The sequence below is a fragment of the Streptomyces apricus genome, from assembly GCF_008369065.1.
GTDB classification, from domain to species: domain Bacteria; phylum Actinomycetota; class Actinomycetes; order Streptomycetales; family Streptomycetaceae; genus Streptomyces; species Streptomyces apricus.
This window is the reverse complement of sequence record NZ_VDFC01000040.1, coordinates 305,379-318,510: the sequence shown is the minus strand read 5'-3', so window position 1 is coordinate 318,510 and position 13,132 is coordinate 305,379. Positions and strand designations below refer to the sequence as shown.

Sequence of the window (13,132 nt, the reverse complement as noted above, 5' to 3'; positions counted from 1 at the left end):
GGCGTTCCCCGGCGGCCCCGCGGGCGCCGGCGGCCGCCCCGGTGGCACGCTGAGCGACGACACCGCGATCCTCACCCCGCAGATCCCCGCACCCGAATCGGGCGCGCCGGGTTACGGCGGCGCCGGTGACAACGTCTCCGGGCACACCCTCACCAGCGGCATCCCCGTCGTGCCCCCCGCCTCGAACTCGCCGTTCGGGCCGGGCGCGCACACCGACGGCCCCCTCCCGCACCAGCCGCCGAAGCTGCCCGAGCCGGTGTCGCCCGCCCCGGCCGCGGCCGCGCGGCCCAAGAAGAAGGGCCGCAACAAGCTGGTGCTGCTGGTCACCGGCGTGGTGGTGCTGGGCGGCATGGCGTACGGTGCCGGACTGCTCATGAACCACTCCGACGTGCCCAAGGGCACCAGCGTGCTCGGCGTGGACATCGGCGGCGGCACCCGCGACGAGGCCGTCAAGAAGCTGGACGACGCCTTCAAGGAGCGTGCGGCCAAGCCGCTGCAGCTCTCGGTCGAGGGCGACAGGGTCGCGCTCAAGCCGGACCAGGCCGGGCTGCAGCTCGACGGCCAGGCCACCGTGCGGGCCGCCGCGGGCAGCGACTACAACCCCGTCTCGGTGATCGGCTCGCTGTTCGGCAACGAGCGGGTCGTCGCCCCCGTGATGCCCGTCGACGAGGAGAAGCTGGCCGCCGCCCTGGAGCGGGCCGCCGGCGGCTCCGGCTCGGCGAGCGAAGGAACGATCAAGTTCCAGTCGGGCAAGGCCGTCCCCGTCTACGGCAAGGCGGGCAAGGGCATCGACGTCGACCGGTCGGCGGAGGCCGTCGAGGCGGCGTACCGCACCCAGGTGGAGACCGGGCGGTCGGCCGCCGTGCGGGTGCCCACCACGGCCCGGGAGCCCAAGGTCTCCAAGGCCGAGGTCGACCGGATGATGAAGGAGTTCGCCGAGCCGGCGATGTCGGGCCTGGTAACCGTCAAGGCGGGCACGGCGGTGGTCCAGTTCAGCCCGGAGAACTCCCTGTGGAAGTTCCTCGGCGTCAAGGCCACAGCCGACGGCAAGCTGGTCGACCACTACGACCTGGACGCGCTCAAGGAGCTGTACGGCGGCGCGTTCGACGGCGTGCTCATCACCCGCGGCAACGGCAGCAAGACGCCGGTGACCCCGCAGGACGTGATCGGCGTACTCCGCCCGGCCCTCCTCGGCAAGACACCCGAGGAACGAACCGGAGTAATCGACACGGACCCGAGCTAGCCCCTGCCGCGCCCCGTAAGGGGCGCGGGGAACTGCGCGACCGGCCACGACGCGCCCGCACCTGCCCCCCAGGGGCGCGGGGAACTGCGCGACCAGCCCCCACGGGCCCGCACCCGACGACGGCGCAGGCCGGTCCCGGCGGCCCGGCTGTCCTGGTGGCCAGGACAGCCGGACCGACCGGCGGAGCCTCAGTTCAGCATCGCCCGCGCCGCATGCGCCTGCCGCCGCACCCGCTCGGCCGCCGGCCCGTCCACGGCGGCCACGACCTCCGCGTACGCGTCCAGCTCCCGCGCACCCGAGAGGAAGTCCCCCCGCTGGACGAGCAGCTGCGCCCGCTCGTACCGCAGCCGGGCCGGGTGCGAGGGCAGCAGCAGCGAGAGGTCGACCGCCCACAGCGCCACCTCGGAACGCTCCGGCCGGGCAGCGGCCCAGGCCCGGATGTTGTTGAGGATGCGCAGGACGACGTCGAGCGGATCGGCGGGCGACAGCATCGACGGATCGAGCGGCGCACCCGTGGCCCCGGCCACCATCAGCGCCGCGTCGGTGCCGGTCAGGACCCGGCCGCCGTCGAAGGGGTCGACGAGGACCTGCTCCTCGGGCGGACCGAAGCCGACGACGAAGTGACCGGGCAGGGCGACGCCGTAGACGGGCGCCCCGGCCCTCCTCGCCACCTCCGTCCACACCACCGACAGCAGGATGGGCAGCCCGCGGCGGCGCAGCAGCACCTCGTGGAGCAGGGAGGACTGCAGCCGCTGGTAGTCGCCGGGCGTGCCGTGGAACCCGAGCGTGCCGCCGAGGTGCTCGGCGAGTGCCGTGGCCCAGGACCGGGGGCCGCCGGGCCGGAACGGGAGTTCCCCGGCCAGCCGGTCCAGCTCGATCTGTGCCGCGTCCATCCCGGCCTCGGTCAGCGCGCCGTCCGCCTGGGCGCCCACCAGCAGGCACAGGGTGGACAGGTCGGGGCGTTCGGCCCGTGCCTCGTCGCCGAACCGCCGCCGCCACTCGGCGCTCCGCTCCGGTCCGGGGGGATGAAGTGGACGCATAGGTGCCTCGTGCCCTTTCACGCCGATCGATAGCGGTCGGTGGCACCGCCATGGTGTTCCCTGCGGGGGTCCTCCGGACGGGTCGCGTCGTCGGGTGCGGGCCGGTGGGGGCCGTTCGCGCCGTTCCCCGCGCCCCTTACGGGGCCCGGGGCTCGGTAGTGGTGGTACGTGTGGTGTGGGGTGAAGCCCAAGCGGGTGTACAGGGCTTGGGCGGCCGTGTTGTCCGTCTCCACCTGGAGCCAGGCCGCCGAGGCGCCCTCGTCCAGGGCGCGGCGGGCCAGCGCCGTCATGACCGTGGTGGCGAGGCCCTGACGGCGCAGCGCGGGGTCCACCTCCACCGCGGCGAACCCGGCCCAGCGGCCGTCCACCACGCAGCGGCCGATCGCCGCCGGCGCCCCCGCCCCGGCGTCCGCCCCGGAACCCGGCACGGTCGCGAACCACACCGAGGGCCCGCTGCCCAGCACCCGCAGCGCCACCTCGCTCACCCCCTTGCGCTGGTAGCGCCCCAGCCACCCGTCGTCGGCCTCGCGCGAGAGCGTGACCGTCCGCCCGGCGTCCGGCAGGTCGGCCACCGGCGCGAGCGCCCCGGTCCACAGCTCCGCGGAGACCTCCCGCACCCACCCCCGCGACTCCAGCTCCGCGCCCAGCAGTTCCTGCGTCCCCTCGGCGCCGGTCGCGGTCTGCACATAGGCGGGCAGCCCGCGGGCCGCGTACCACTCCCGTACGCGCGACAGCGCCTCGTCCAGCGGCATGCCGGGATCGCCCAGGGGCAGCACCGAGTTGGCACGCCGGGTGAAGCCGGAGGCGGCCCGCAGCTCCCACTCGCCGAGCGGTTCGCGCTCCACCGGCTGCCAGGCCCGCGCGGAGATCCGCGCGAGTTCCGCGTACGAGGCGGCGGGGCCGCGCCGCCGGGCCGGCGCGGAGGGCACCACCTTGCCCGCCACCAGCGACGATTCCGGGATGCGGACACCTTCCCCGGACCGGCGTGTGATCAGCAGCACACCGTCGTCCCATGATGTGAGAACACCGACCGTGTCGGTGAACTTCTCACCCTCAGGGGCCTTTGTTCGCAACTGCCGCACCGAGACGCGTTTCCCCACGTCAGCGGGGGTGACACGGACTTCGAGACGGAAGTGGGGAGAGAAATCCACAGCTCAGTCCAACCCTCCTGTTCGGATCATGCCCAAGAACGGAGATACTAGGTGCGGGCATCGACGACGCCGCGCTCCCGCGCGCCAGGTGGCGGAGCCTGAAGACGGCTCGCCAGCGCCCTATCGAGGAGGAACGACAGCGTGACCTACGTCATCGCGCAGCCTTGTGTCGACGTCAAGGACAAGGCGTGCATCGAGGAGTGCCCGGTCGACTGCATCTACGAGGGCCAGCGGTCCTTGTACATCCACCCGGACGAATGCGTCGACTGTGGTGCCTGTGAGCCGGTCTGCCCGGTCGAGGCGATCTTCTACGAGGACGACACTCCCGAGGAGTGGAAGGACTACTACAAGGCGAACGTCGAGTTCTTCGACGAGCTCGGCTCGCCCGGCGGTGCCAGCAAGCTGGGGCTCATCGAGCGCGACCMCCCCTTCGTCGCAGGACTCCCGCCGCAGAACCAGTAGGCGGTCCGCGCGCAAGCGGCCCCTCCCGGCAGTACGACGGCCGGGTGCGTGCCGCCCCGGTCCCGTACGGCCCCGCCGCCGTACGGGACCGCCGTGTTTGCCGCACGCGCCGTACGCGCCCTACGCGTTGTGCGCGCCCGTCGTACGCATGGACGTGTCCTCCGCGCGAGAAAGTGAGCCAGAACCCGTGTCAGCAGTCTCCGACCGGCTCCCCGCCTTTCCCTGGGACAAGCTGGAGCCCTTCAAGGCGACGGCCGCCGCCCACCCGGACGGCATCGTCGACCTCTCCGTCGGCACCCCGGTCGACCCGGTGCCCGAGCTGGTGCAGAAAGCCCTGGTCGCGGCGGCCGACTCGCCCGGCTACCCCACGGTCTGGGGGACCCCGGAGCTGCGGGACGCGCTGGTCGGCTGGTGCGAGCGGCGGCTCGGCGCACGGGACTTCACCCACCGCAACGTCCTGCCGGTGGTCGGCTCCAAGGAACTGGTCGCCTGGCTGCCCACCCAGCTGGGCCTCGGCCCCGGCGACAGGGTCGCGTACCCCCGGCTCGCCTACCCGACGTACGAGGTCGGCGCCCGGCTGGCCCGCGCGGAGCACGTGGCGTACGACGACCCCACGGACCTGGACCCCGCCGGCCTGAAGCTGCTGTGGCTGAACTCCCCGTCCAACCCCACGGGCCGCGTGCTGTCCCGGCAGGAGCTCACCCGGATCGTCGCCTGGGCGCGGGAGCACGGCGTACTCGTCCTCGCCGACGAGTGCTACATCGAGCTGGGCTGGGAGGCCGACCCGGTCTCGGTCCTGGACCCCGAGGTGTGCGGCGGCTCGTACGAGGGGATCGTCGCGGTCCACTCGCTGTCGAAGCGGTCCAACCTCGCGGGCTACCGCGCGGCGTTCCTCGCCGGTGACCCGGCGGTCCTGGGCGACCTGCTCCAGATCCGCAAGCACGGCGGCATGATGACGTCGGCGCCCACGCAGGCCGCCACGGTCGCCGCCCTGTCCGACGACACCCACGTCCGGGAGCAGCGCGAGCGGTACGCGGCCCGCCGCCGGTCCCTGCGCGACGCCCTCGTGCGGCACGGCTTCCGCATCGAGCACAGCGAGGCGAGCCTCTACCTCTGGGCGACCCGCGACGAACCCTGCTGGGACACGGTGGCCCACCTGGCCGACCTGGGCATCCTGGTGGCGCCGGGCGACTTCTACGGCCCCGCGGGCGACCGTTTCGTCCGCGTGGCCCTGACGGCGACGGACGAACGGATCCAGGCGGCGGCAACCCGCCTGACAAGCTCCTGAAAAGGGCCCCGAAGGGGCAGCCCTTTTCAGGGGCGCGGGGAACTGCGCGCTCAACCCCCACCGAGCCCGCACGCGCCCCGTGCCCTCCGGCCGTCCCGCCACAGGCGCCCGCGCCTGCTGCTGCACAAGGGAAGGGGCCCAGGGAACTTCCCTGGGCCCCTTCACCGTGCAACCGGCGGTCAGCCGAGCGGCAGACCCTGCAGCGGCAGCCCCTCGGTCGGCAGCCCGCCCTTGGTGACGGAGTCGGTCGGCAGACCGCCACCCGTGGCGGACCCGGCCGTCTCGCCGACCACGCCACCCGTGGTCCCGGCGAGGTCCCCGGCGGCCTTCTGCGCGGCGGGCGTCGCGGTCTTGACGGCCTTGCCGCCGGTCTTGCCCGCGGCGGGCACGGCCTTCTTCACGGCCTTGCTGCCGGTGTCGCCGGCCATCCCGGTGGCGTGCTGGGTGGCACCGTCGACGGTCGTGCCGGCGTTGTCCAGCGCGGTCACGCCGCCGAGGTCGGGGGTGGCCGGCAGTTCGGCCGCGCTCGCGGAGCCGGCCGCACCGACCACGGGCGCCGCCCCCGCTGCGATGAGCAGCGCGGCACGGGCGATCCGACGGGTCAGGGGGAGGGACATGGTGCTCCTTTGACGGGGAGAGAACGATGAGGTGTTCGACCGCGCCCGGCGGTCCGCCGACTGGTTGCCGGCGGCCGTGGATCGACCGGCTGTTGATCGTTCCGGGCTCGGACGCAGTGACTACCGCTCGAAGTCCGCGAAGGTTGCGGTGGCCCGACGTAAAGAGTTGGCAATGCGTCGCATTATCGGCTGCGGAGAAACCCGGGCGAACGGGACGGGCGGAGAAAGTCGCCGGGGTGCCCGCAGCCCTTTGTTCGCAAGGGATCCGGCGCCGGAAGGGGCGGTGCGGGAGAGGCCTGCGGAAAACCCGTGCGAACGGGCGACGCGGCACGCCGGAAGTGCCCCTGAGGAGTGAGCGTCCGTACTGCTGACCAGTACTACCGGCCGGTGACGATGCGGACCTCTCCGGTGTCCTTCCGGGAGCCCGATCCGTCCTCCCGCCACGCGCCGTGGGTGGTCCCGGCGGTCCACACCCGGCCCGCGTACGACACCTGTTCGAGGCGCAGCGCGGACGAGTTGGCCACGGCCCAGTGCGCGAGGGCCCAGCCGCGCTGCCGCTGCCCGCCCCCGGTGGCCGCCTCCGCGGGCACGGGCACGGTCACTGTCCGGTKCTCCCCGGAGCCGCTCGCCCCGGCGGACGGGACCGCCGGGGAGGGGGTGCCCGAGGGGGGCGAGGGGGTGGCGGCCACCGCGGCGCCCGCCTCCTGGAAGACCCCGCGCCCGAAGTCGCGTACGAGCGCGGCCCGTACCGCCTCCGGACCGCCGGGCCGCACGTCCGGACGGCCCCCGCAAGTGAGCGTGGCGGCGGTCCGTCCGGTCAGGGCCGCCGCGAGGAGCGCCGCGTCCGGCTCGTGCTTCGCGTACGCGTCCGGGAAGCCGCTGCGCTGGACGCGCTGCGCGGCGACGGTGAGCGGCAGCCGCGTGTAGTCCGCCACCTTGGCCAGGTGCTCGTAGAACTCGCCCGCCGCGTACGCCGGATCCATGATCTCCTCCTCGGTGCCCCAGCCCTGCGAGGGCCGCTGCTGGAAGAGGCCGAGCGAATCCCGGTCGCCGTGGCGGATGTTGCGCAGCGCGGACTCCTGGAGCGCCGTGGCGAGGGCGATCGTGACGGCCCGCTCGGGCATGCCGCGGTTGGTGCCGACCGCCGTGATCGTCGCCGCGTTCACCGCCTGCTCCGCCGTGAACTCGTACGACGCCCCGTCGCCCCGGCCCGAGACGACCGTGCATCTGGGCGCTCCGGACCCGCCGGTCAGGTACTGCACGGTCAGGTAGCCCGCGACGCCCAGCAGCACGGCGAGGGCCGCTGCGAGACGCAGGAGGCGGCCGCGGCGTACACGGGCGGCGGGTGCGCGAGTGACGGAAGTGGGGGACGGCTCAGGCACCCGTACAAGGTACTGGAGAGTACGATCGCCGATCCCTGGGTCTACGGAGGAGGATCCGCGGGCTCCGGACGAAGATCTGCGGGCTGCCGACGAACATCCGCGGTCCGCGGACGATCCCGGCGCCGGGGGACCGAGCAGGCCCCTCCGGTCCGGCGCGTTAGGGTCGACGCCATGGCCGACACCCCGCTTGACCTCACCCTGGACGCCGCCCGGCTCACCGCGCAGCTCGTCGACTTCCCCTCCGAGAGCGGCACCGAGAAGCCCCTCGCGGACGCCGTCGAGACCGCCCTGCGCGCCCTGCCGCACCTCACCGTCGACCGCTACGGCAACAACGTCGTCGCGCGGACGGACCTGGGCCGGGCCGAGCGCGTGGTCCTGGCCGGCCACATCGACACGGTGCCCATCGCGGACAACGTGCCCTCGCGCCTGGACGAGGACGGCGTCCTGTGGGGCTGCGGCACCTGCGACATGAAGTCGGGCGTCGCGGTCCAGCTGCGGATCGCGGCCACGGTGCCGGCCCCCAACCGCGACCTCACCTTCGTCTTCTACGACAACGAGGAGGTCGCCGCGGACCTGAACGGCCTCAAGCACGTCGCCGAGGCCCGCCCCGAGTGGCTGGAGGGCGACTTCGCGGTCCTCCTGGAGCCCTCCGACGGGCAGGTCGAGGGCGGCTGCCAGGGGACCCTGCGGGTGCTGCTGAAGACCACGGGGGAGCGGGCGCACTCCGCCCGCAGCTGGATGGGCGCGAACGCCATCCACGCCGCCGCCCCGATCCTCACGCGCCTCGCCGCCTACGAGCCGCGCCACCCGGTCATCGACGGCCTGGAGTACCGCGAGGGCCTGAACGCCGTCGGGATCTCGGGCGGGGTGGCGGGCAACGTCATCCCCGACGAGTGCGTGGTGACCGTCAACTTCCGTTACGCGCCCGACCGCAGCGAGGAGGAGGCGCTCGCCCACGTCCGCGAGGTCTTCGCCGGCTGCGGGGTCGACGAGTTCGTCGTCGACGACCACAGCGGGGCGGCGCTGCCGGGCCTCTCCCACCCGGCCGCGGCGGCCTTCATCGAGGCCGTCGGCGGCACCCCGCAGCCCAAGTTCGGCTGGACGGACGTCTCCCGCTTCAGCGCGCTCGGCGTCCCGGCGGTCAACTACGGCCCCGGCAATCCGCACTTGGCGCACAAGCGGGACGAACGGGTCGACACCGCCAAGATCCTGGCGGGCGAGGAACGGCTCAGGGCCTGGCTGACGGCCTGATCCACGGCGGACACCCCGGCGTCCCCCCTCCTTCACCTCCGCCGATCTACGCTGAGGTGGAACGATCGCCAAGCGGAGGGAGCGGACATGGCTACCGGCAATCCCGAGGGCAGCGCACAGCCACCGGAGGAGCAGCAGCTGGGCCCCGTGCTGCGCAGGCGGGGACAGGTGCAGGAGAGCACGACGGACCAGCGGCTGCTGGACGAGCGCGCTCCGACGGACTGGGTGCACACCGATCCCTGGCGCGTGCTGCGCATCCAGTCGGAGTTCATCGAGGGCTTCGGCACGCTCGCCGAACTCCCGCCCGCCATCAGCGTCTTCGGCTCGGCGCGAACCCCGGCGGACTCCCCCGAGTACGAGGCGGGGGTCGCGCTCGGCCGCGGTCTGGTCGAGGCGGGCTTCGCGGTGATCACCGGGGGCGGGCCGGGGGCCATGGAGGCCGCCAACAAGGGGGCCTGCGAGGCGAAGGGCATCTCCGTCGGCCTCGGCATCGAGCTGCCCTTCGAGCAGGGGCTCAACGAGTACGTCGACATCGGGCTCAACTTCCGCTACTTCTTCGTGCGCAAGATGATGTTCGTCAAGTACGCCCAGGGGTTCGTGGTGCTGCCGGGCGGGCTCGGGACCCTCGACGAGCTCTTCGAGGCCCTCACGCTCGTCCAGACCCGGAAGGTGACGCGCTTCCCGATCGTGCTCTTCGGCACGGAGTACTGGGGCGGTCTGGTGGACTGGCTCAAGAACACCCTGATCGCCCAGGGCAAGGCCTCGGAGAAGGACCTGCTCCTGTTCCACCTGACGGACGACGTGGACGAGGCGGTAGCCCTGGTCTCCAAGGAGGCGGGCCGGTAGCGGGACGCTGGGGGCTGCGCCCCCAGACCCCCCTGTCGCGCTGCGCGCTCCCGCGCAGTTCCCCGCGCCCCTAYATACCTAGGGCGCGGGGAGCTCACAGCGTCGCCGGGCCCGTCGTTGCTCCCTCTCGGCAGATCAGGAGGAGGGCCCGGTCGTCGTTGACGTCCTTCGCCACCGCTTCGATCAGGTGCCACGCCGCCCCGTGGAAGCCGCCCGCCACGTACCGGTCGGCCTCCCCGGTCAGGCGGTCGATGCCCTCGACGATGTCGCGGTCGGACGTCTCGACCAGGCCGTCCGTGAACAGCATCAGGACGTCGCCGGGGCGCAGCGACCCCTTCACGGGGTCGAACTGCGCGCCGTCGTACACCCCGAGGAGCGGTCCGTCCGCAGCCATCTCCTCCCAGCGTCCGTTGCCGGCGTTGAGCTGGAGGCCCGGCGGGTGCCCCGCGGTGAAGAGTTCGTAGTCACCCGAGTCCAGGTCCAGTACGAGGTGGGTCGACGTGGCGAACCCCTCGTCCCAGTCCTGGCGCAGGAGGTATCCGTTCGCCGCGGGCAGGAAGGCGTGCGGCGGCAGGGAGCCCAGCAGGCCGCCGAACGCGCCGGACAGCAGCAGCGCCCGCGACCCCGCGTCCATCCCCTRGCCGGAGACGTCGGTGAGGACGACTTCGAGGGTGCGCCCGCCGTTCGTGCGGGCCGCGACGACGAAGTCGCCGGAGAACGACTGGCCGCCGGCCGGCCGCAGCGCCATCTCCCGGTGCCAGCCCGCCGGCAGCATCGGCAGCTTGCTCTGCACCCGGATCCGCTCGCGCAGGTCGAACAGCATGGTGCCGCCGCGCCGCCACGGCACCCCGACCCGGCTGCGGAACTGGGCGATCAGCAGCCCGAAGAACCCGCACGCGGCGACGACCAGCACGATGCCCGGCGTCACCCGGGAGGGGCCCTCTGTATAGGGGCCGAGCTTCACGGACTCCACGATCAGCGCGGTGGCGGCGGCCGCGTACAGCCCGAGCAGGCTGGAGGGCCGCAGCAGCAGCCCGCCCGCGACGATCGGCAGGACGAGCATCGCCGGGGAGCACCAGACGGAGTTCATGAGTGTGACGCAGGCGATCACGGGAATGGTCATCAGGAGCCCGGCGAGGGCGACCCAGTCGGATCCGTCGCCGCGGAAGTAGTCGACGGCGGATCTGCGCAGCCCGGTGCGGACCCGGTGTACCTGCTTCTTCAACCGGGCCGTGAACGTATCGGCCGCCGCGCGCCGCTCTCGTCCTGCTGCCATTAGTTCGGGACCCTATCCATCGGACCAGGTGCTTGGCACGGGAGGTCCCACTTGTCCCCCGTCCGGGGACGGAAGTCACAGGGAAAACCGGCCCCCGCAGAGCGTACGGCCGGATGGGGACCCGGCACCGCCCGGCCGGGAGAAATCCGGTCGCTGATCCCGGATCGCCCTGATAGGCATGGGGACATGACGACAGACGTGCGCGTGCTCACCCCGGCGGACTGGGACGAGTGGTACGGGAAGCTGGAGCTGGCCTTCGGCGGGGTCGCGGAGCCCGCCGAGGAGCGGGCCCTGTGGCGCGACCTCACGGAGTTCGACCGTTCCCTCGGGGCCTGGGACGGGGAGGAGTGCGTGGGCACGGCCGGCGCGTTCAGCTTCCGGGTCACGGTCCCGGGCGGCGCCGCCGTGCAGGCCGCGGGCGTCACGATGGTCAGCGTCGCCTCGACGCACCGCAGGCGCGGCGTGCTCACCTCGATGATGCGGCGCCAGCTGGACGACGTGCGGTCCTGGGGCGAGCCGCTCGCCGTGCTGACCGCGTCCGAACCTGCCATCTACGGCCGCTTCGGCTACGGCATCGCCACCCAGCAGCTGCGGGCCGAGATCGACACGACCCGGGTACGCCTCTCGGTGCCGGACGGCACGGACGACGTACGGCTGCGGCTGGTCGCACCGGACGCACCGGCCGTACGCGATGCCTGCGAGGCGCTCTACGCGCGCCGGGTGCCGGCCCGGCCCGGGATGCTGGAGCGCCGGCCCGGCTGGGAGCGGCTGCCCCTGCTCCCGCCGGACGGCGGCGGCAGGAGCACGTCGCCGCTGCAGTGCGTGCTCGCGCGGCGTGACGGCGAGGTGGTGGGCTACGCGCGCTACTGCATCCGGCCGGACTGGGACACGGCCGGGCCGAAGGGCACGGTCGAGCTGCGCGACCTGGAGGCGCTCGACCCGGCGGCCTACGCGGCGCTGTGGCGGCACCTGTTCGACATCGACCTGGTGTCGGCCGTGAAGACGCACAACAGGCCCGTGGACGACGCCTGGCTGCACCTCGTCTCCGACAACCGCCGCTGCGCCGTGACCTTGCGGGACTCGCTCCACGTGCGCCTCGTCGACGTCGGCGCGGCGCTGGAGGCCCGTACCTACCAGGCGCCCCTGGACGTGGTGTTGGAGGTCGAGGACTCCTTCTGCCCCTGGAACGAGGGCCGCTGGCGGCTCACCGGTGACACGAAGGGTGCGTCCTGCGTCCGGACCACCGACTCTCCCGATGTGCGCCTGTCGGTACGGGAGTTGGGGGCGGCCTACCTCGGCGGCGTGTCCCTCGCCTCGCTGGCCGCGGCGGGACGCGTACGGGAGCTGCGCCGGGGCGCCCTCGCGGAGGCCTCGCTCGGTTTCGCCTCCGTGGTCGCGCCCTGGCTGCCGCACGGCTTCTGAACGCGCTCTCTGTGCCGTCGTGAACCTCCCGCCGGGTAGGCCGGGTTCGGCCGCGTAGGGTCCGTCGGAGCCCCGCGTACCCCGCCGGGCCGGACGTATGCCGGCCCGATCGGTCCCGTCGGCGGTCAGGGAAATTTCCGGGCGGCCGTACGCCGTCGCGGGCCGCTGCGGACGGGCGGTCCCGCCCGGTCCGCCGGTCCGCGCTCCACCTCCCGCGCGACCTGCGCAAAACCTCTCCCCGTGCCCTTGCCGCACCCCCGCGCCACGCCGCCGCGGGGGTGCGCTCGTGTCCGGCCGCGGACGGGCCGGGGTCCCCTGGCGGCACCACGGCATGCCCTTGACACATCGCGACGGGCCACTTGTATGGTCTAGGCCAACAGAACGCGCCGTTCCGTTCGGGGAGTTGGCTCTTCACGCGAGCAACCCGCCCCGTACGGACGGCCGGAGCGCGTCACCTTCGCGCCTCTTGGCCCCACCCGAGAGGCCGGTCCCGTCACGTACGGTCCCCCACACAACCGTGCGTGCCCGGGAAGGCCTGAGTGAAGGAGTCCCCATGCACGCCAGCAGGAAGACGGCTGCCCTCATAGGCGCCGTACTCGCCCCCGTCGTCGCCGTGAGCCTGCCCGCCGGATCGGCGAGCGCCCACGGGTACATCTCGGACCCGCCCAGCCGCCAGGCGCAGTGCGCCGCGGGCACGGTGTCCTGCGGAGACATCACCTACGAGCCCCAGAGCGTCGAGGGCCCCAAGGGTCTGACCAGCTGCAGCGGCGGCAACAGCCGCTTCTCCGACCTGGACGACGACAGCAAGGGCTGGACCGTCACCCCGGTGGCGAAGAACACGACGTTCTCGTGGAAGCTCACCGCGCGGCACTCCACCAGCACGTGGGAGTACTACGCCGGCGGCTCGCGCATCGCGGTGTTCGACGACGGCGGCGCCCAGCCGGGCGCGGTGGTGAACCACCAGGTCGACTTCGGCGGCCTCAGCGGCAAGCAGAAGGTGCTGGCCGTCTGGAACGTGGCCGACACCGACAACGCCTTCTACGCCTGCATCGACGTCAACGTCGGCGGCTGACCGGCCGGGCTCCGGCCCCGGGTCCGGCCCGCCGGGCCCCCGCACCACCGGCGCGTACGGCGGCGGAAGTCCCCCCACCTTC

Annotated in this window: 11 protein-coding genes and 1 pseudogene; 7 read left to right on the top strand and 5 right to left on the bottom strand. The window is 73.4% G+C overall.

Annotation, left to right across the window (positions count from 1 at the left end):
* Window positions 1-1,243: pseudogene (locus FGF04_RS40055) on the top strand (hypothetical protein); the annotation flags it as partial.
* A 188-nt stretch (window positions 1,244-1,431) separates the two neighbouring features.
* Here FGF04_RS40055 and FGF04_RS14370 read toward each other — a convergent pair.
* Together FGF04_RS14370 and FGF04_RS14365 are read right to left on the bottom strand one after the other, a co-directional pair.
* Window positions 1,432-2,283, bottom strand: coding sequence for a transglutaminase family protein (locus FGF04_RS14370; protein ID WP_149511694.1), 852 nt, complete (start codon window positions 2,281-2,283; stop codon window positions 1,432-1,434).
* Between the two features lie 17 nt (window positions 2,284-2,300).
* A complete protein-coding gene (locus tag FGF04_RS14365) occupies window positions 2,301-3,434 on the bottom strand; it encodes a GNAT family N-acetyltransferase (protein ID WP_149511693.1) in 1,134 nt (377 codons plus the stop codon).
* A 141-nt stretch (window positions 3,435-3,575) separates the two neighbouring features.
* Between FGF04_RS14365 and fdxA the strand changes: the two genes are divergently transcribed.
* On the top strand, window positions 3,576-3,896 hold the full coding sequence (gene fdxA / locus FGF04_RS14360; RefSeq protein ID WP_149511692.1) for a ferredoxin: 321 nt from the start codon (window positions 3,576-3,578) through the stop codon (window positions 3,894-3,896).
* 187 nt (window positions 3,897-4,083) lie between these two features.
* Entirely contained in the window at window positions 4,084-5,184 is a 1,101-nt protein-coding gene (locus FGF04_RS14355) for a bifunctional succinyldiaminopimelate transaminase/glutamate-prephenate aminotransferase (RefSeq protein WP_149511691.1), read from the top strand.
* Window positions 5,185-5,363: 179 nt separating this feature from the next.
* Here the strand turns inward: FGF04_RS14355 and FGF04_RS14350 are convergent, their stop codons facing one another.
* Both FGF04_RS14350 and FGF04_RS14345 read right to left on the bottom strand, forming a co-directional pair.
* On the bottom strand, window positions 5,364-5,801 hold the full coding sequence (locus FGF04_RS14350) for an ATP-binding protein (RefSeq protein WP_149511690.1): 438 nt from the start codon (window positions 5,799-5,801) through the stop codon (window positions 5,364-5,366).
* A gap of 377 nt (window positions 5,802-6,178) precedes the next feature.
* On the bottom strand, window positions 6,179-7,183 hold the full coding sequence (locus FGF04_RS14345) for a heavy metal transporter (RefSeq protein WP_235882330.1): 1,005 nt from the start codon (window positions 7,181-7,183) through the stop codon (window positions 6,179-6,181).
* 171 nt (window positions 7,184-7,354) lie between these two features.
* Here FGF04_RS14345 and dapE point away from each other — a divergent pair, with 171 nt between their 5' ends.
* Both dapE and FGF04_RS14335 read left to right on the top strand, forming a co-directional pair.
* A complete protein-coding gene (dapE, locus tag FGF04_RS14340; RefSeq protein ID WP_149511689.1) occupies window positions 7,355-8,434 on the top strand; it encodes a succinyl-diaminopimelate desuccinylase in 1,080 nt (359 codons plus the stop codon).
* An 87-nt stretch (window positions 8,435-8,521) separates the two neighbouring features.
* On the top strand, window positions 8,522-9,280 hold the full coding sequence (locus FGF04_RS14335; protein ID WP_149511688.1) for an LOG family protein: 759 nt from the start codon (window positions 8,522-8,524) through the stop codon (window positions 9,278-9,280).
* Window positions 9,281-9,374: 94 nt separating this feature from the next.
* Here FGF04_RS14335 and FGF04_RS14330 read toward each other — a convergent pair whose 3' ends face one another.
* Window positions 9,375-10,556 (bottom strand): PP2C family protein-serine/threonine phosphatase, encoded by a 1,182-nt coding sequence (locus tag FGF04_RS14330; protein WP_149511687.1) that lies wholly within the window; start codon window positions 10,554-10,556, stop codon window positions 9,375-9,377.
* Window positions 10,557-10,742: 186 nt separating this feature from the next.
* Here FGF04_RS14330 and FGF04_RS14325 point away from each other — a divergent pair, with 186 nt between their 5' ends.
* Both FGF04_RS14325 and FGF04_RS14320 read left to right on the top strand, forming a co-directional pair.
* The gene (locus tag FGF04_RS14325) at window positions 10,743-11,978 is read left to right on the top strand and encodes a GNAT family N-acetyltransferase (RefSeq protein WP_149511686.1); all 1,236 of its coding nucleotides are present in this window, start codon (window positions 10,743-10,745) and stop codon (window positions 11,976-11,978) included.
* Window positions 11,979-12,531: 553 nt separating this feature from the next.
* Entirely contained in the window at window positions 12,532-13,050 is a 519-nt protein-coding gene (locus FGF04_RS14320; RefSeq protein WP_149511685.1) for a lytic polysaccharide monooxygenase auxiliary activity family 9 protein, read from the top strand.
* Window positions 13,051-13,132: the final 82 nt, after the last annotated feature.